We start from the raw sequence: 16,897 nt of genomic DNA, 5'->3' as shown, positions 1-16,897 counted from the left end.
CCGATGGGGTGGGAATCAGCCGCGTGGCGGGAGGCCCCGCGCTGCGCGCTCCTCGGCTTCGATCTGCGCGTGCACCTTGCGTTCGGTGCGGTCGAAGCGGAGGATGCCCCGGACCACGAGGAAGAACACGACGCTCACTCCGACGGTCGGCAGAAGCGACCAAGCCGCGGCGAGCCAGAAGTTGTCCATCCCTCCATGGTACGCGAGCCACTGTTCGTGCACACTCCGGCTCTCACAGGATCTGCGTCCACAAGCCCCCTTTTCCCCTCCGGCTCGCCCCGCCGACGCGCACACTCTCGGGATGACCACAGTTCTCCGCGCCACCGATTCCGCCGCCTTCCTCGGCATCGTCCCCTCGCTCGCCGGCTTCACGCCCCGACGGAGCATCGTCCTCCTCCCGTTCCGCGGCTCGCGTACCGACGGTGCCATGCGTCTGGACCTCCCCGAGGAGAGCACCGACCTCGGGCGCTACGCCGACGCAGCGGTCGGGCTCGTGGCACGGGTCTCCGGAACGGATGCGGTCGCCGTCGTCGTCTACACCGATCAGGATGCGCACCCCACGCGCGACGGCCTGGTGCTCCCGCACGCGGTGGTGATCGACGAGGTGCTCGGCTGCGCGGAGGATGCGGGTCTGCGGGTCGTCGACGCTCTGTGCGTGACGCCCTCCGGCTGGTCGAGCTACCTCGAGGAGGAACCGGAGCTCGGATCCCTCGCACAGATCCGCCTTCCGTCCGACCTGCCGCCGATGGAAGACGTGTCCGGCGATCAGAACGTCGGGACGGAGCTCCCGATCGTCGACCTGGCGGAGAAGGAGCGGGTCGGGCGAGCATCCGGCGACCTCACCGCGCTCCTCGATCGGCGCGGGCGCTCTCCGCGAAGCGCCAGGGAGAATCCTCAGCTCATCGCCGCACTCGTCCTGCTCGACGACGTGCCCGCCTTCCTCGAGTCGGTGCTGGCTGCACCCGACGGGCTTCCGCCCTTCGCGACAGCCGCGCTGCTGTGGTGTCTGGAGAAGCCGCTGCTGCGCGACGTGGCGATCGCGCAATGGGCGACCGACCTCGCGGGAGGCATCCGCACGCTCGACGCCCAGACCGCGTTCGCCGAGTCCGGAGTCATGGTTCCCGACGAAGTGGGCGACGTGTTCCTCGGACGTGGGCCGACGCCCGACACCGAACGCCTGCGGTGCGCGCTCTCGGTCGTACGCGAAGCGGCCGCCCGTGCACCCCGGCTCTCGCGACCCGCGCCGCTCACCGTGGCGGCGTGGCTGTCCTGGGCGCTGGGGCGCGCCAGTCACGCGGGCCGCTACCTCGAGATGGTGCGCGAGATCGACCCTCGCTACTCGCTCGCCGCACTGTTGGAGACCATGATCGGCGGGGCGATGCTGCCGGAATGGGCGTTCCGGCGCGGCACGATGGGATGAACGACTCCGTGGACTACTTCACCAGAGGGAAGAGGATGGTCTCCCGGATGCCCAGACCCGTGATGGCCATCAGCAGTCGGTCGATCCCCATGCCCATCCCGCCGGACGGCGGCATGCCGTGCTCGAGGGCGCGAAGGAACTCCTCGTCCACAGGCATGGCCTCGACATCGCCGCGTGCTGCGAGCTTGGCCTGCTCGACGAAGCGCTCCCGCTGGATCACGGGATCGACGAGCTCGGAGTATCCCGTCGCCAGTTCGAAACCGCGGATGTACAGGTCCCACTTCTCCACGACGCCCGCGATCGAACGGTGCTCGCGCACGAGGGGCGACGTGTCGACGGGGAAGTCCATCACGAACGTGGGGCGGATGAGGTCGCCCTTCACGAAGTGCTCCCACAGCTCCTCGACGAGCTTGCCGTGGGTGGCCTGCGGCGGCAGGTCCACATCGTTGGCCTCTGCGAAGGCGATGAGGTCCTCGACGGAATCCTGCGGGGTGATGGTGCGACCCGAAGCGGCCGAGAGCGACTCGTACATCGAGATGCGGTCCCACTCGCCGCCGAGCTCGTACTCGGTGCCGTCGGCCCAGGTCACCGTGGTGGAGCCGGCGACCGCGATCGCCGCGTTCTGCACGAGCTCCTGCGTGAGCGCGGCCATCTGGTTGTAGTCGCCGTACGCCTGGTAGGCCTCGAGCATCGCGAACTCGGGGCTGTGCGTCGAGTCCGCACCCTCGTTGCGGAAGTTGCGGTTGATCTCGTAGACGCGCTCGATGCCGCCGACGACCGCACGCTTGAGGTACAGCTCCGGCGCGATGCGCAGGTACAGCTCGGTGTCGAACGCGTTCGAGTGCGTGATGAACGGGCGGGCCGATGCTCCTCCGTGCTGCACCTGCAGCATGGGCGTCTCCACCTCGAGGTAGTCGTGGCTCGTGAAGGTCGAGCGCAGGCTCGCGTTGACGGCGGCTCGCGCACGGACGGTGTTGCGCGCCTGCTCCCGCACGATCAGGTCGAGGTAACGGCTGCGCACCCGGCCCTCTTCGCTGAGCTCGGAGTACGCGTTGGGCAGCGGGAGGATCGCCTTCGCAGCGATCGTCCAGTCGTCGGCCATGATCGACAGCTCGCCGCGACGGCTCGAGATGACTTCACCGTGCACGAAGACATGGTCACCGAGGTCGACATACTCCTTCCAGTCCGCGAGGGATTCCTCGCCGACGTTCGCGAGGGAGATCATGGCCTGGATGCGCGACCCGTCGCCGGCCTGCAGAGTGGCGAAGCAGAGCTTGCCGGTGTTGCGGCTGAACACCACTCGACCGGCGACCCCGACGACGACGCCGGTCTCGGCACCCGCCTCGAGCTCGCCGTACTCGGCGCGCAGTGCAGGGATCGTGTGCGTGACGGGCACGCCGACGGGGAATGCCCCTCCCCCCGCATTCGACCGCTTCTCGATCAGACGCTCGCGCTTGGCGAGACGCACGGCCTTCTGCTCGTGGACGTCCTCGTCGGAAGAGGGGTCGGTCGATGCCGATTCGGGCGCGGGCGACGCGTCAGTCATGTGGGGGGCTCCTTGGAAGTCCCTCCCAGTTTACCGAGGCGGCGTGACGCCATCGGTCGCGCGCTGGGTAGCCTCGGAGAATGGCCCACACACGGATCCTCCGCGCGTTCGCTGCCCTCCCCCTCGCCCTCGTGGCGGCCTTCACCCCGGCTGCGGCGTTCGCGACGTCAGCCGAGCCCGCCGCTCACGCCGCAGCCGGTTTGATCCGCACCGCCACGACCGATGTCGACGACTTCTCCTACAGTTCCTGGGACGCGGCGTACGAGGTCGGGCTCGACGACGACGGCCGCGCACGGATGCGTGTGACGGAGACGCTCGTGGCACGTTTCCCCGACGCCGATCAGAATCACGGCATCGTCCAGGGTCTCGCGACCTCGTACGAAGGGGCGAGCACGGAGACGACGATCCTGTCCGTGACCGACGGGAACGGGGCGGAGGTGCCCTACGAGACCGACGAGGAGGACGGTCTGCTCTACGTGCTCACGGGCAACGACGACGACTTCGTCCGCGGGCTCACGACGTACGTGATCGAGTACGAGATGCGCGATGTGATCCTGGCGACGAAGCCCTCCGCGGGATCGTCGGCTCCTCCGGCGGACGAGTTCTACTGGGACCTGCTCCCTCTCGACAGCACGCAGTCCATCGATCGCTTCCGTGCTGACATCACGCTCGACTCCTCCTTGAGTGCTGCGCTCAACGGTGCCACGCGCTGCTACACCGGTCCCTCCGGCTCGAAGGACGAGTGCGAGCTGGACGGTCCGATCGCGGACGGGCGCGACGTGACCTTCCGCATCGAATCAGGACCCCGCCCCGCCGGCGACGGGGTGACCGTCGCCATCGGCTTCGACGCCGGTACCGTCACGCAGCCTCTCGCCCGCACACCCGACCCCGTGGCAGACGTCACCCCGATCGTCGCTGCCGTCGGCGCGCTCGGGCTCTCGGTCGGCAGCTGGGTGGCCGTCTCCGCTTTCACCCGGCGACGCCGAAGGGCCACGGGAATCGTGGTCGCCCAGTACGACGTGCCCGACTCGCTGCCTCCGTTGCTGGCCGCCGCCGTCGTGCCAGGCGCCAAGGACGTGATCCCCTCGGAGATCGTGCACCTCGCCGTCCGCGGCACGCTGCGCATCGAGGAGGGTGCGGAAGACGAGGAGCCCCGGCTGCGTCGACTCCCCGGAACGCGGCTCCCCGACCAGCTCGACGTCGAGGCCCTCGACGCTCTGTTCACCGACGCGGACGCCGAGGGAGTGGTCGACCTGCCCTCCGCCGATGAGACCTTCGCCGGGCGGATGACCGCCCTGCAGCAACGCGGGACGACCGAGGCGCAGAACCGCGGGCTCACCGAGAAGGTGCGCAGTCGGACGGCGGTGATCCTGCAGTGGTGTGCGATCGGCATCGCGGTCATCGGTCTGGGGTTCGGGATCTGGAGCGCGGCCAGCGGGCGCCTCTCCGCGATCCCCGCACTCGTGGTGATCTCCTTCGGTGCGTTCCTGGTGCTGCTCTCCAGCATCTACGGCTTCTCGAAGCACACGGTGCTCACGACCGAGGGCGCCCGCACCTACGAGTACCTGCGCGGCGTCGAGGAGTTCATCCGCGTCGCGGACGCCGACCGCCTGCGCATGCTGCAGTCCTACAGCGGGGCCGAACGTCGCGCAGACGGTACCGCCGACGTCATCCACATCTACGAGCGGCTCCTCCCCTACGCCATCCTCTTCGGCATGGAGGACGAATGGGGCGAGGTGCTCGAGAAGGCGTACACGCGTGCACAGCACGGCGCCACCTGGATCGGCGACCCGACCTCGTTCGTGCTGCGCGCACAGCTCGCCTCGTTCGTGGCCTCGTCGCACTCGGCGGCGACCTACTCGGCGCCGTCCACGGGCTCGTCATCCAGCGCGGGTGGATCCTTCGGCGGCGGATTCTCCGGTGGGGGCGGCGGCGGGGGCTTCTCGGGCGGACGATGACACGGCGGCTCCCCCGCGCCCTGCGGTGAGATGCGGCGAGAACCGTTCAGATCAACGGCGGAGCGTCAGATGCTTCGCGCAGTGCTCTCTCGACAGTCGACTGCACGAGCGCCGAGAGGTAGCCTCCGGGGTTCTCCACACCGATCTGCCGCAGTCTCTCGGTCGACTGACCGATGATCGACCGCGAGAACTCGGTGGCCGTCGCGATGGCATCCGCATAGGCGGGCCGATCCGCTTCCGCGATCACGACGGGCTCGCATCCCATCTCCACGGCGAGGGCCTGGGCGATCGGCAGCACGGCGGCCGGCGCTGTCACGGCGGCGAACCCTGCCTGGAGCTGGCGGAGGTCGATCGACGTCCCGGTGAAGGTGATCGCCGGATGCACGGCGAGCGGGATCGCACCACGCTCGGCCGCAGGACGCAGCACCTCGATGCCGTAGCCAGGGTCGGTGTGCAGCACGAGCTGACCGATCTGCCAGCCGCCCACCTCCGCGATGCCGGCGACCAGAGCGGGCAGTTGCTCCGAGGGGACCGCGATGATCACGAGCTCGGCTCGACGCACGACCTCCAGCGCTTCGAGCACCGGCACATCCGGGAGCACGGCGGAGGCTCGCTCGTCGTCGGAGCCGCCCGTGATGCCGATCACGGCGTGGCCTGCACCACCGAGGGCTGCGCCGACGACCGGACCCACACGGCCGGCACCGATGATGCCGACGCCGAGGCGCCCGTCACGCGCCATCGTCGCTCCGTCTCCGCCGTCGCAGCGGGGGCTCGGAGGGAGCCGCGGGCGTGACCGGAGGAACCGGGGGCAGGGGCGTGGCTTCCACGGAGGATGAAGACGGAGCCACCGGAGGCAGAGGCGGAGCTGCCGGAGGCAGAGGCGGAGCTGCCGGAGGCAGAGGCGGAGGCAGAGGCGGAGGCAGAGGCGGAGCGACCGGTGCTGCCGCCTGTGGCGCGGCTGGAGGCGCAGGCGGCGCTGCCGGAGGCGCAGGCGGAGCCATGTGCTCCGGAGCGGGGAAGACCGGCGGAGCCCCTGTGTACGCCGGAGGTGCGGCGACGGGCGGCGGCCCCGCGTACGCAGGAGGAGCAGGAGGAGCGGCGACCGGCTGTTGCGCCGCATGCTCGCTCCACCGGTGAGTGGTGTCGCGGGACGCGGCCTCCGCAGCTGCAGCCGTGACCTCGTCGATCAGCGCCAGCGCATCAGCACGCTCGAGACCGGACAGGTACCCGGTGATGGGGCCGGGAACGGTGTGCACCTGCGCACCGGACACACGCTGCGCGCGATCGATCGGCCCCTGGCTCAGCGAGACGCCCTGCAGACGCGCCAGGGGGAAGAGAGCGAGCTTGCGCCACACGTTGCCGCGGCGCAGCAGCAGGCCGAAGTCTGCGACCAGGTACCCGTGACGCTTCCACGAGAACGGACGCCGCCACCGCGCGCGGCGGGGCATGGTCCGATAGGTGTCGTCGCCCTCGGGGCCGACCATGCCCTGCTCCCACAGCGAGGGGATGCTCTCCGCGGGGACGTCGGGAAGGACGAGCGCGAGCACCCGCTCGACATCGGCACGCTTGCCGACCGGCAGCACCACGTTGAACTGCTGGCCGCTGCCCGATGACTGCTGCGCCGCGCTCTTGCCGCTCATCCGGTTGATCTTGATCGTCCACCAGCCGAAGGGACGCCACAGCAGCGACTGCGACACCTCCACGGCGAAGATGCGACCGGGCGGGAGCGTCTCGGTGACGGTCGTGAGGAGACCGTACGTGATCCGCACGCCGTCCGGTGTCGGCGCGATCGAATAACGCAGCGATTTTGAGATCTGCGCCCAGGTGATACCGACCACGGCGACGATCATGGGAACGCCCATGCCGAGCCCCAGCCCGAGGAGGATGAACCCCCCGTCCGAATTGCCGTCGGCCAGCATCCCGATCAGAGCGCTGCCGATGGCGATCGCGAAGATCGCACCGAAGAAGACGAACCACAGCACGCCGGAGATGAGCTGCGATCCCACCAGCCGACCGGTCGGGATCTTCACGACGCTCTCGGGGACCACGTCGGCGAGATCGACTCCGGAGATCAGACCGTTGACTCCGGCGTTCATGGATCCGACGAGCTGCGACCGCGCGGATGCCGGTGCGGCCGCCGCTGCTGCGGCTGCTGCCGGGTTGAGCGCCGCGTCACGCGCCGCGCGCGCACCGGACGCCAGACGGAGGATGTCGGCGCGCACGGATTCGGCACGCGGAGTCGCGAGATACTCCAGTTCGACGTTCGCGTCATTGCCGGCGCCGACGACCTCGAGCTTCGCGAGACCGATGATGCGCGCGGGGAACGGACGCGTCAGGTTGACGCCCTGCACGCGGTCGAGCGGCGCGCGTCGGTGCGAACGGAAGATGATGCCCTTGCGGACCTCGACGTGGTCACCGGTGATGCGGAACTGCTGGAAGCGCCAGACGAACCAGAAGATCAGGATCAGCACGATCACGAGGCCCAGCACGCTCAGCAACGCGACCAGGATCAGATTGTTCGAGAGAACCCAGTCGACGGGATCGGCACCGGCGTAGTCGCCGTAATGCGCCTCTTCGGGCGCGAACAGCGCGACGGCCCAGGAGATGAGGCGGTCCCGCATGTTCGCGATGACGATGCCACCGATGATGATGAGCGCCAGGCCGCCCTTGAAGAGCGGCGTGAGCGGGTGCATCCGGTGCCACTCGCCGTTCGCGAGGGTCGTCGGGCCCTCCCCTGCCGGTGCCTGCGGGCTGTGCGTCGCGAGAGGAGGCTGCTGCTCGCTCACAGGCCGGTCCGTCGGGTCTCGGCCACGTGGATGAGCGTGTCCCGCAGCGCCTCGGCCGCTTCCTGCGTGAGACCGGGGATCTGCACACCGGTCGTGGCCGCAGCGGTGACCATCTTGAGCTGGGCGATCCCGAAGGCACGGTCGAGCGGCCCCTGCGTGATGTCGACGAGCTGCATGCGGCCGTAAGGAACGGCGATCATGCGCTGCCAGAGGATCCCCTTGCGGAAGACGATGTCGTCGGCGCGCAGCATGTAGCCGATCGCCCTCGCCTGACGCGGGAGGATGATGAGGGTGATCACCGTGATCAGCAGGATCACACCGGCCGGGATCCACACCCAGTCCTGTTCCAGCACGATGTTCAGCACGATCGCGGCCGCGGCGACGATCACGAGGAAGATCACGTTCTGGACGATCTGCGAGACGACGTAGCGCGGCGAGATCTGATGCCAGGTGCCGTCGAGTTCCAGGCGGGCCTCGTTGCGCGCCGTGCGCAGCTGCGTGTATGTGCCGCGGTCGAGGGCGTCGAGGTCAGTGCCCTCCGCCGGGTTCAGGGGCGCGGTCTCTGGGTTCTGAGTCATCAGGATCCTTCGGCAGGGTGCAGAACTGTTCGGCGATGAGGGCGGCGATCACGAGGACGATCGCACTTCCGATCAGGGCCAGCATGGCCACAGTCGACCCTACCGGCGGATCGATGGGGCGCGACAGGAGGAAGACCAGCAGCCCCGCTCCGAACCCCGCCATGATCGCGCCGAGAAGGCTGGACGCGCGGGCGAGCGTCGCCGCTCTGAGCGCACGGAACGGGTCGATGCGGACGCCCGAACGCACACTGCGTCGCACCGGCCAGGCGACGCCGAGAGATGCCCCCGCGATCAGCAGCAGGAGCACCGGCAGCAGGAGCGACGGCGTGAAAGTCGCGCGCCCCGAGGCCGTCAGCAGATGGTCGAGCAGGAAGCCGACGCCGCCGCCCAGCAGTGCGAGGAGGACGAGCACACCGGCGGAGGTGCGTCTCATCCCTCGCCCCCGACACGAAGGTCGGCCGCGAGGTCGGCGACCCTACCCCGACCGTGCAGCACCGCGTCCTGATCGACGTCGAGCCAGGGGTCGAGCACGAAGAGGCGTTCGGCGGCACGCGGGTGCGGCAGCTGCAGGTGCGGGTCGTCGGAGATGACGTCGCCGTACGCGATGAGGTCGAGGTCGAGGGTGCGGTCGCCCCAGCGCTCACGGCGTTCCCGACCGTTCTCGTCCTCGATGGCGTGCAGCATTCCGAGCAGGATCTCGGGGGCGAGACGCGTGGTGACCAGTGCCACCGCGTTGACGTAGCCGGGAGCTTCGGGATCGGGTCCATCGGGCCGGAGGGCGACCGTCTCGAACAGCTTCGACAACCGCACCTCGCTGACCAGCGGCAGTCGTGCGATCCGCTCGGCGGCAGCCGTGATCGTGTCGTGGCGATCGCCGAGGTTCGCGCCGAGGGCGACGACGGCCGTGACCTCCGGCCGCCCGGGGCGAGGTGCCGGCATTGCGGGTGGGTTCGCGAGGTTGCGGCTCATGCGGTGGTGCCCTCCGGCGCATCAGGGGTTCGGCGGCGATGCACGGTGACCGCCACATCGGCGAAGTCGAGGGGAATCGGGGCGTGGGGCTTGTGCACCGTCACGGCGACGTCCTGCACCCGCGGGTCCTCGAGACCGACCGCGGCGATGCGTTCGGCGAGCGTCTCGATCAGGTTCACAGGCTCCCCCGCCACGACCGCGGCGACCTTCTCGGCCAGCTCGCCGTAGTGCACCGTGTCCACGACGTCGTCGGAGGCAGCGGCTCGCGCGAGGGAGAGCCGCAGTCGCAGGTCGATCGTGAACTCCTGGCCGTCCTGACGCTCGTGCTCGAAGACGCCGTGACGACCGAACACCGTCAGACCGGTGAGGACGATCTCGTCGAGGGACTCCATACGTCTAGCGTACGGGGATCACCCCGAGACGCCCTCAGCCTTCCCAGGCGTGCGCGATCGCGAGGGCGTCGCGCGTGGATGCCACGTCGTGCACACGCACGGCCCACACTCCGGCTCTGACCGCGAGCGCACTGGTGACGGCGGTGGCGAGGTCGCGACGGGATTCGGAGACCTCCTCGTCGGGACCTGTCTCCTGACGGAGGACCTCTGCGAGGAACCGCTTGCGCGACGTGCCGATCAGCACCCGAGGGCCGAGTGCGACGACCTCGTCGAGCCCTCGCAGCATGTCCCAGTTCTGCGCTCCCGACTTCGCGAACCCGATGCCGGGATCGACGATGAGGCGAGACGGCGCGATCCCCGATGAGGCCGCCTCGCCGATGCGCTCCTGCAGCTCGCCGGCGACCTCGCGTGCGACGCGGTGATACTCGGCGTTGGCGTACATGTCCGCGGAGAACCCACGCCAGTGCCCGATCGCGAAGTCGGCGCCGGACTCCGCGACGGCAGCGCGCATCTCCGGGTCGGCGAGGCCCCCGGAGACGTCGTTGACGATCCGGGCCCCCGCACGCACGGCGGCGGCTGCCGTGGCGGCGCTGAGCGTATCGATGCTGACCGGCACGCCAGCGGCAGCGAGCTGTTCGATGACCGGGATCACTCGCTGCTGTTCGACGTCGGTGCCGACCCGGTCGGCGCCGGGCCTGGTCGATTCACCACCCACATCGAGCACAGCTGCTCCCTCGGCGCGGAGCCGCAGCCCGTGGGCCACCGCGCGGTCGACGTCGAGGTAGCGGCCCCCATCGCTGAACGAGTCGGGAGTGACGTTGACGATGCCCCAGATGCCCGTCATCCGTGCGCTGCTCCGAAGCCACCCGCGCCGATCAGAGTGATCAGCTCGGCCCGGGAGACGGGATCGTTGTACTCACCGCGCGCCGCGATGGTGAGTGTCGAGGCCTCGGTCTGGCGTCCGCCGCGCATGGTGACGCAGCCGTGCGCCGCATCGAGCACGACCAGCACACCGCGGGTGTCGAGGTGCTCCGCGATGGTGTCGGCGATCTGCTCGCCCAGCCGTTCCTGCACCTGCGGACGCGCGGCGAGGATCTCGACGACCCGCACGAGCGCTCCCAACCCCACGACCTGCTCGCCGGGGAGATAGGCGATGTGCGCGTGCCCGGCGAAGGGCAGCAGGTGGTGCTCGCAGACGGAGCGGAAGCGGATGCCCCGCAGCAGCACGGCGCCGGAGGGCAGCGTGTCGGGCGCGGGGCCTCGGGAGACGCTGATGGTCCGCGCGAGCGGTTCAGCCGGATCCTCACCCACTCCCGAGAAGAACTCCGTGTACAGCTCAGCCATCCGCGTCGGGGTCTGCTTCAGCCCCGGTCGGTCCGGGTCTTCGCCGATCGCCGCGAGAAGCTCTCGCGTGAGCCGCTCGATGCGCTCTCTGTCGACCGTCACGTCACGCCGTCGCAGGCCGCGGGTTCCCTGCTCCCGCCGAGCCCTGCTGCGTGCGCGGCGCGCCGGCCGGAGCCTCGACGGATGCCGCCAGCGAGACGTCCTTCTTCGGCACCTCGATCGGAGGGCGCTCCGAGACCGGACGACCTTCGCTCGAGAGCCAGAGCGGGCGCTCCGGCAGCTTCTTGATCTCGGTGAAGATCTCCGCGATCTGGTTGTGGTCGAGGGTCTCCTCCTCGAGCAGGGCCAGGGCGAGCTTGTCGAGGATGTCGCGGTTCTCGCTGATGACCTCGTAGGCCTCGTTGTGCGCCTGCTCGATGAGCGCGCGCACCTCGGCGTCGACGCGCTCGGCGACCTTCTCGGAGTACTCGCGGCCACGGCCCATGTCGCGTGCGACGAACATGTCGCCGCCCTCGGTGCCGAGTTTGACCGGACCGACCTGCGTCGTCATGCCGTACTCGATGACCATCTTGCGGGCGATCGAGGTCGCCTTCTCGATGTCGTTCGAGGCGCCGGTGGTGGGGTCGTGGAAGACGATCTCCTCCGCGACGCGGCCGCCCATGGCGTAGGTGAGCTGGTCCTGAAGTTCGTTGCGGGTGACCGAGTACTTGTCGTCGAGCGGCAGCACCATCGTGTAGCCGAGCGCCTTGCCACGGGGCAGGATCGTGATCTTGGTCACCGGGTCGGTGTAGTTCATCGCCGCCGCCGCGAGCGCGTGTCCGCCCTCGTGGTAGGCCGTGATGAGCTTCTCCTTGTCCTTCATCACGCGGGTGCGGCGCTGCGGACCCGCGATCACACGGTCGATGGCCTCGTCGAGTGCCCGGTTGTCGATGAGCTGCGCGTTCGAGCGGGCCGTGAGCAGCGCAGCCTCGTTCAGCACGTTCGCCAGGTCGGCTCCGGTGAAGCCGGGGGTCTTGCGGGCGACGACTTCGAGGTCGACGTTCTTCGACAGCGGCTTGCCCTTGCTGTGCACCTTGAGGATCTTCTGGCGACCCTTGAGGTCAGGGGCGTCGACGCCGATCTGACGGTCGAAGCGGCCGGGGCGCAGCAGTGCGGGGTCGAGGATGTCCGGACGGTTGGTGGCCGCGATCACGATCACGTTCGCGTTCGGGTCGAAGCCGTCCATCTCGACGAGCATCTGGTTCAGCGTCTGCTCGCGCTCGTCGTTTCCGCCGCCCATGCCGGCGCCGCGGTGGCGACCGACGGCGTCGATCTCGTCGATGAAGATGATGGCCGGAGCGTTCTCCTTGGCCTGGCTGAAGAGGTCGCGCACGCGGGAGGCACCGACGCCGACGAACATCTCGACGAAGTCGGAACCGGAGATCGAGTAGAACGGGGCACCGGCCTCACCGGCGACGGCGCGGGCGAGGAGGGTCTTTCCGGTTCCGGGAGGGCCGTACAGCAGCACGCCCTTCGGGATGCGGGCGCCGATGGCCTGGAACTTCGCGGGGTCCTGGAGGAACTCCTTGATCTCGTGGAGCTCCTCGATGGCCTCGTCGGCACCGGCCACATCGGCGAAGGTGACGGTCGGGGTCTCCTTGCTGACGAGCTTGGCCTTGGACTTGCCGAACTGCATCACCTTGCCGCCGCCGCCCTGCATGGAGGACAGGAGCCACCAGAACAGCAGACCGAGCAGCACGAGGGGAAGAAGCAGGGAGAGGAAGCCGTCGAACCAGGTCGCACGCGGGACGGCGTCGTTGAAGCCGTCCTTCGGCGCCGCATCGTTCACGGCCTTGACGACCTCGTCGGCGCGCGCGTCGACGTAGTAGAACTGGACGTTCTCGGAACCCTGGAACGGCTTGGAGAGCGTCATGTCGACGCGCTGATCGCCATCGGTGTTGACGACCTCGGTCACCGTGGTGCCGGAGAGGAGCTTCAGCCCCTCCTGCGTCGTGATCTGCTTGGGCGCACCCAGATTCGAGATCAGCAGGAAACCGCCGAACAGGAGCACGCCGATCAGCGCGACGTAGATCAGCGGATTCCGGGTGAGCTTCTTCACATCCATGATCGGATCAGCGTATCGCGAGCGCCCTAGGGGGTCGCTGTGCGTTCACCCACGGCGTAGCGTTCGACGGCGAGGTCGGAGTCGCCCCGTCACCGCGGCCGGGTCTGCGGCCTCAGGAATAGACGTGCGGGGCGAGCACGGCGACGTCGCGCAGGTTGCGGTAGCGCTCGGCGTAGTCGAGGCCGTAACCGACGACGAACTCCACCGGGATGTCGAAACCGACGTACTTGCAGTCGATCTCGACCTTCGCCGCCTCGGGCTTGCGCAGGAGCGCCAGCACCTCGATCGACTCCGCGCCGCGCGATCCGAAGTTCTCCAGCAGCCAGCTCAGCGTGAGGCCGGAATCGATGATGTCCTCGACGATGAGCACATGCTTGCCGTTGAGGTCCGTGTCGAGGTCCTTCCGGATCTGCACCACGCCGCTCGACTTCGTGCTGGCGCCGTAGCTCGACACCGCCATCCAGTCCATCGGAGCGTGGAACGGCAGCGCCCGCGCGAAGTCGGCCATCACCATGACCGCGCCCTTCAGCACGCCGACGAGGAGAAGGTCCTTGCCCGCGTAGTCCTCGGCGACCTGCGCTGCGAGCTCGTCGAGCTTGGCGTGGATCTCCTCCTCGGTGACGAGGATCTGTGCAAGGTCGTCCTGGATCTCCGCGGCGCGCATGGATCGATTTTAGGCGACGCGATCGGATGCTCGGTCCCAGGTCTGTTCATCGGGACGGCATCTGCCCCTCGCCCGGCATCCGCACTACTGTGAGCGGTGATGCGGGCGGACGCCCCGAGGGAAGGATTCACCATGGCTCTTGACGACATCCTCAACCAGGTGCCGATCGACGACATCGCCGAGAAGCTGGGCGTCTCGCGGGACGAAGCCAAGGTCGCGGTCGAGCAGGGCGGTGCGGTGCTGCTCGGCGGCCTCGCCAAGAACGCCGAGACTGATGAGGGCTCCGCGGCGATCCGGAACGCGCTGAAGAAGCATGAGGGTGCTTCCGGCGCGGCGAAGGTCGACGACATCGATCAGGCCGACGGCGGCAAGATCGTCTCCCACATCCTCGGTTCGAAGGAGAAAGAGGTGACGAAGGAGCTCACGGAGTCGAAGGCGACCCCCGGCATCGACTTCGGCAAGCTCCTCCCGATCCTCGCCCCGATCGTGATGGGCCTGATCGCCAACGCGACCAAGGACAAGTCGGCGAAGGCCGACGCGGGCGCGGAGGGCTCCGGCGGTATCGGCGATGTGATCGGCGGACTGCTGGGTGGCGGCAACAGCGGCGGCTCGTCCGACGGCATCGGCGATGTCATCGGCGGACTCCTCGGCGGCGGCAACGGCAGCGGTTCCGGCGGCGGCATCGACCTCGGCGGGATTCTCGGCGGACTGTTCGGCGGCAAGAAGTAGAACCACGATGCACGCATCCGGTCGCGCGGCGGTGGTCCCCGCTCAGCGACCGGATGCGGCGAAGACGAGGCGCCCCCCGCGGCGCACGGCCGAGCATTCCGGCAGGTCGATCGGCCCCTGACCGCTCCAGTCGGTCACCAGCCGCGCGACCTCGATCGTCTGCGACCTGGTCAGGCTCACCCCGAACTCGCTGTCGACGACGAGCCGGATGATCCGGTTGCGCAGTGCGGCGGGATTCGCGGCGAGCGCCGCCACGCTGACGGAGATCCCGGCTTCCGCATGCTCGACGATGTCCTCGATCGTCTCGTGGATCATCTCGTCGAACGCCTCCGCGTCCTCCCGGAGCTGCTCCGCCGTGCGGGCGAGGGCCTCGGCGATGCCGGGACCGAGCTCGTCTTCGAGCACCGGGAGCACGCGCTCGCGCACCCGGACCCTGGCGTAGCGGTCGTCGCGGTTGTGCGGGTCGTCCCACGGTGTGAGGTCGGAGGCGACGCAGAAAGCGCGGGTCGTCTCGCGGCGCACGCCCAGGAGCGGACGCACCCATCGCACACCGTCCTCGTCCGCACGGACCGGAGCCATCCCCTGCAGGCTGGCGGCCCCGGAGCCACGAGCCAGGCCGAGCAGAACGGTCTCCGCCTGGTCGTCGAGCGTGTGCCCGAGAAGCACGGCGGCGGCTCCGGCGTCGGCAGCCGCGTCTCGCAGCACCCGGTATCGCGCCTCTCGGGCGGCGGCCTCGGGACCGCCCTCCCCTGCGACGTCCACGCGCACGATCAACGGGTCGAGGCCGAGGTCGGCGGCAGCACGAGCCGCCGCGGAAGCGACCTCTGCCGAGTCGTGCTGCAGGCCGTGATCGACGGTCAGGGACGCGGCACGAAGTCCGAGCTTGGGCGCTTCGAACGCGACGGCCGCGGCGAGCGCGAGCGAATCCGCACCCCCGGACAGGGCGACGATGACGGCCGCTCCCTCGGGAAGGTCGGCGAGCGCGGTGCGCACGGCGAGGCGGATCTCGGCGATGGCGGGAGCGAGTGACGGCACGCCTCCACGCTAGGGCACCGCAAGGAACGGCGCGCCCTGTCCCGATCGCCGGCGACGGCCGCGGGCGGGGCTATCCTGACGCCGTGACCGATGAGACGAGCACACGACCGTTCCGCACCGAGAGGTTCAAGGCCTTCGTCGATGCCGTCGTCGCGATCGCCATGACCCTGCTCATCCTCCCGCTGATGGAGTCGGTCTCCGAAGCGGCTTCCGGTCAGCTGACCACCGCCGAGTTCCTGAACGAGCACGCGGGTCAGCTGCTCAGCTTCGGGTTGAGCTTCCTCCTCATCGCGACGTTCTGGATGGGCCACCATCGTCAGTACCGCGACGTGGAGTGGGTCACGGTCCCCCTGCTGTGGATCAACGTCGCGTGGATGGCGACGATCGTCTGGCTGCCCGTTCCCACGGCGATGATCGGGCAGATGGACACCGATGCCCTCCAGGCGGTGGTCTACATCGGCACGCTGATCATGACGCAGGTGACGACTCTCGCCGGCTGGCTCTATCTCGCGCGTCACCGCGAACTCACCACGGCGTCGACCGAGACGATCCGGCTGGGGGCGATCGGCGACCTCGCGGCGATCATCCTGTTCGCCGCGGCGCTCGCCATCGCCGTCCTCGCCGCTCCGAACGGGTACGCCGGACTCTTCCTGCTGCTGCTCAGCGACCCGACGAGCAGGCTGCTGAACCGGCTGCTGCGCAAGCGCGGAACCGAAGCGCCCCGGCCGGAGACCGACGCCGGATCCTGAGCGTTCGCGGCCGACGGGGGTGCGAGCGCCGCAGGTAGGCTAGTCGGCGGCATCCAACCGAACTTTTCCTGAGGAGCACACGCATGGGCGCACACGACGCCGTCATCGAGATCCCGCGCGGCAGCCGCGTGAAGTACGAGGTCGACCACGAGACCGGGCGAGTGCACCTCGACCGCGTGCTCTACACGACCTTCGGCTACCCGGCCGACTACGGCTACTTCGACAACACGCTCGGCGAGGACGGCGACCCGCTCGACGTGCTCGTGCTGCTCGACCACGCCATCTACCCCGGCGTCGTCGTGGAGGTCCGCCCCGTCGCCGTGCTCAAGATGAGCGACGAGGCCGGCGGAGACGACAAGCTCGTGGCCGTGCTCTCGAAGGACCCGCGTTGGGCGCACATCCAGGACATCGACGACATCGCCGAGTACACGAAGAAGGAGATCTCGCACTTCTTCGAGCACTACAAGGACCTCGAGCCCAACAAGTGGGTCAAGGTCGACGAGTGGGGGAATGCCGCCGAGGCGCAGCGCATCCTCGACGAGGCGATCGTCCGTTTCGGCGAGCAGGGTCACTGACCCTCACGCACGCAGAAGACCCCCGGTTCCGCTCAGCGGCCGGGGGTC

The 16,897-nt window shown here is 69.2% G+C and carries 18 protein-coding genes; 5 read left to right on the top strand and 13 right to left on the bottom strand.

Annotated features, from left to right (window positions below):
* Window positions 1–15: 15 nt before the first annotated feature.
* Window positions 16–189 (bottom strand): hypothetical protein, encoded by a 174-nt coding sequence (locus AB4070_RS15950; RefSeq protein ID WP_164734077.1) that lies wholly within the window; start codon window positions 187–189, stop codon window positions 16–18.
* Between the two features lie 112 nt (window positions 190–301).
* On the opposite strand from AB4070_RS15950, the gene AB4070_RS15945 reads away from it, so the two are divergent.
* Window positions 302–1,420, top strand: coding sequence for a DUF4192 family protein (locus tag AB4070_RS15945; protein ID WP_441980961.1), 1,119 nt, complete (start codon window positions 302–304; stop codon window positions 1,418–1,420).
* 13 nt (window positions 1,421–1,433) lie between these two features.
* On the opposite strand, the gene lysS is transcribed toward AB4070_RS15945, so the two are convergent.
* The gene (gene lysS / locus AB4070_RS15940) at window positions 1,434–2,966 is read right to left on the bottom strand and encodes a lysine--tRNA ligase (protein ID WP_441980960.1); all 1,533 of its coding nucleotides are present in this window, start codon (window positions 2,964–2,966) and stop codon (window positions 1,434–1,436) included.
* Between the two features lie 80 nt (window positions 2,967–3,046).
* Here lysS and AB4070_RS15935 point away from each other — a divergent pair, with 80 nt between their 5' ends.
* Window positions 3,047–4,924: a DUF2207 domain-containing protein gene (locus tag AB4070_RS15935; RefSeq protein ID WP_441980959.1), complete on the top strand. Its 1,878-nt coding sequence runs from the start codon at window positions 3,047–3,049 to the stop codon at window positions 4,922–4,924.
* 46 nt (window positions 4,925–4,970) lie between these two features.
* Here AB4070_RS15935 and AB4070_RS15930 read toward each other — a convergent pair whose 3' ends face one another.
* The 10 genes from AB4070_RS15930 to hpt all read right to left on the bottom strand — a co-directional run bounded on the left by AB4070_RS15930 (window position 4,971) and on the right by hpt (window position 13,761).
* The gene (locus tag AB4070_RS15930) at window positions 4,971–5,663 is read right to left on the bottom strand and encodes a DUF2520 domain-containing protein (protein WP_441980958.1); all 693 of its coding nucleotides are present in this window, start codon (window positions 5,661–5,663) and stop codon (window positions 4,971–4,973) included.
* Complete coding sequence (locus AB4070_RS15925) at window positions 5,653–7,710, bottom strand: PH domain-containing protein (protein ID WP_441980957.1); 2,058 nt, start codon at window positions 7,708–7,710, stop codon at window positions 5,653–5,655. Before AB4070_RS15925 ends, AB4070_RS15930 begins: the two co-directional genes overlap by 11 nt.
* A complete protein-coding gene (locus AB4070_RS15920; RefSeq protein WP_282848310.1) occupies window positions 7,707–8,288 on the bottom strand; it encodes a PH domain-containing protein in 582 nt (193 codons plus the stop codon). Before AB4070_RS15920 ends, AB4070_RS15925 begins: the two co-directional genes overlap by 4 nt.
* Window positions 8,239–8,721 carry a DUF3180 domain-containing protein gene (locus tag AB4070_RS15915; protein WP_441980956.1) on the bottom strand — a complete coding sequence of 161 codons (483 nt, stop codon included), beginning with the start codon at window positions 8,719–8,721 and terminating at the stop codon, window positions 8,239–8,241. The genes AB4070_RS15920 and AB4070_RS15915 overlap by 50 nt, the downstream gene beginning before the upstream one ends.
* Window positions 8,718–9,257, bottom strand: a complete 540-nt coding sequence (gene folK / locus AB4070_RS15910; protein ID WP_441980955.1) for a 2-amino-4-hydroxy-6-hydroxymethyldihydropteridine diphosphokinase — start codon at window positions 9,255–9,257, stop codon at window positions 8,718–8,720. Before folK ends, AB4070_RS15915 begins: the two co-directional genes overlap by 4 nt.
* Complete coding sequence (gene folB, locus AB4070_RS15905) at window positions 9,254–9,649, bottom strand: dihydroneopterin aldolase (protein ID WP_441980954.1); 396 nt, start codon at window positions 9,647–9,649, stop codon at window positions 9,254–9,256. The genes folK and folB overlap by 4 nt, the downstream gene beginning before the upstream one ends.
* 34 nt (window positions 9,650–9,683) lie before the next feature.
* Window positions 9,684–10,493, bottom strand: a complete 810-nt coding sequence (folP, locus tag AB4070_RS15900) for a dihydropteroate synthase (protein ID WP_441980953.1) — start codon at window positions 10,491–10,493, stop codon at window positions 9,684–9,686.
* A complete protein-coding gene (gene folE / locus AB4070_RS15895; RefSeq protein WP_441980952.1) occupies window positions 10,490–11,095 on the bottom strand; it encodes a GTP cyclohydrolase I in 606 nt (201 codons plus the stop codon). Before folE ends, folP begins: the two co-directional genes overlap by 4 nt.
* Window position 11,096: 1 nt before the next feature.
* Window positions 11,097–13,097, bottom strand: coding sequence for an ATP-dependent zinc metalloprotease FtsH (gene ftsH / locus AB4070_RS15890; protein WP_441980951.1), 2,001 nt, complete (start codon window positions 13,095–13,097; stop codon window positions 11,097–11,099).
* Window positions 13,098–13,209: 112 nt separating this feature from the next.
* The gene (gene hpt / locus AB4070_RS15885) at window positions 13,210–13,761 is read right to left on the bottom strand and encodes a hypoxanthine phosphoribosyltransferase (protein WP_046746747.1); all 552 of its coding nucleotides are present in this window, start codon (window positions 13,759–13,761) and stop codon (window positions 13,210–13,212) included.
* 132 nt (window positions 13,762–13,893) lie between these two features.
* Between hpt and AB4070_RS15880 the strand changes: the two genes are divergently transcribed.
* Complete coding sequence (locus AB4070_RS15880; protein ID WP_441980950.1) at window positions 13,894–14,490, top strand: DUF937 domain-containing protein; 597 nt, start codon at window positions 13,894–13,896, stop codon at window positions 14,488–14,490.
* A gap of 42 nt (window positions 14,491–14,532) precedes the next feature.
* On the opposite strand, the gene tilS is transcribed toward AB4070_RS15880, so the two are convergent.
* Window positions 14,533–15,525 (bottom strand): tRNA lysidine(34) synthetase TilS, encoded by a 993-nt coding sequence (gene tilS / locus AB4070_RS15875; RefSeq protein WP_441980949.1) that lies wholly within the window; start codon window positions 15,523–15,525, stop codon window positions 14,533–14,535.
* A gap of 83 nt (window positions 15,526–15,608) precedes the next feature.
* On the opposite strand from tilS, the gene AB4070_RS15870 reads away from it, so the two are divergent.
* On the top strand, window positions 15,609–16,274 hold the full coding sequence (locus tag AB4070_RS15870) for a TMEM175 family protein (protein WP_441980948.1): 666 nt from the start codon (window positions 15,609–15,611) through the stop codon (window positions 16,272–16,274).
* A gap of 83 nt (window positions 16,275–16,357) precedes the next feature.
* Window positions 16,358–16,849 carry an inorganic diphosphatase gene (locus tag AB4070_RS15865; RefSeq protein ID WP_021198726.1) on the top strand — a complete coding sequence of 164 codons (492 nt, stop codon included), beginning with the start codon at window positions 16,358–16,360 and terminating at the stop codon, window positions 16,847–16,849.
* Window positions 16,850–16,897: the final 48 nt, after the last annotated feature.

Origin of the sequence: Microbacterium sp. 2RAF4 (genome assembly GCF_052115285.1) — a bacterium.
Taxonomy (GTDB): domain Bacteria; phylum Actinomycetota; class Actinomycetes; order Actinomycetales; family Microbacteriaceae; genus Microbacterium; species Microbacterium oxydans.
The sequence above is the reverse complement of the archived record's forward strand: the minus strand, read 5'-3'. Positions and strand labels throughout refer to the sequence as shown.

Coding starts and splice junctions, on each gene's coding strand:
- AB4070_RS15950 (WP_164734077.1), bottom strand. CDS start 189: ATGGACAACTTCTGGCTCGCCGCGGCTTGGTCGCTTCTGCCGACCGTC.
- AB4070_RS15945 (WP_441980961.1), top strand. CDS start 302: ATGACCACAGTTCTCCGCGCCACCGATTCCGCCGCCTTCCTCGGCATC.
- lysS (WP_441980960.1), bottom strand. CDS start 2,966: ATGACTGACGCGTCGCCCGCGCCCGAATCGGCATCGACCGACCCCTCT.
- AB4070_RS15935 (WP_441980959.1), top strand. CDS start 3,047: ATGGCCCACACACGGATCCTCCGCGCGTTCGCTGCCCTCCCCCTCGCC.
- AB4070_RS15930 (WP_441980958.1), bottom strand. CDS start 5,663: ATGGCGCGTGACGGGCGCCTCGGCGTCGGCATCATCGGTGCCGGCCGT.
- AB4070_RS15920 (WP_282848310.1), bottom strand. CDS start 8,288: ATGACTCAGAACCCAGAGACCGCGCCCCTGAACCCGGCGGAGGGCACT.
- AB4070_RS15915 (WP_441980956.1), bottom strand. CDS start 8,721: ATGAGACGCACCTCCGCCGGTGTGCTCGTCCTCCTCGCACTGCTGGGC.
- folK (WP_441980955.1), bottom strand. CDS start 9,257: ATGAGCCGCAACCTCGCGAACCCACCCGCAATGCCGGCACCTCGCCCC.
- folB (WP_441980954.1), bottom strand. CDS start 9,649: ATGGAGTCCCTCGACGAGATCGTCCTCACCGGTCTGACGGTGTTCGGT.
- folP (WP_441980953.1), bottom strand. CDS start 10,493: ATGACGGGCATCTGGGGCATCGTCAACGTCACTCCCGACTCGTTCAGC.
- ftsH (WP_441980951.1), bottom strand. CDS start 13,097: ATGGATGTGAAGAAGCTCACCCGGAATCCGCTGATCTACGTCGCGCTG.
- hpt (WP_046746747.1), bottom strand. CDS start 13,761: ATGCGCGCCGCGGAGATCCAGGACGACCTTGCACAGATCCTCGTCACC.
- AB4070_RS15880 (WP_441980950.1), top strand. CDS start 13,894: ATGGCTCTTGACGACATCCTCAACCAGGTGCCGATCGACGACATCGCC.
- AB4070_RS15865 (WP_021198726.1), top strand. CDS start 16,358: ATGGGCGCACACGACGCCGTCATCGAGATCCCGCGCGGCAGCCGCGTG.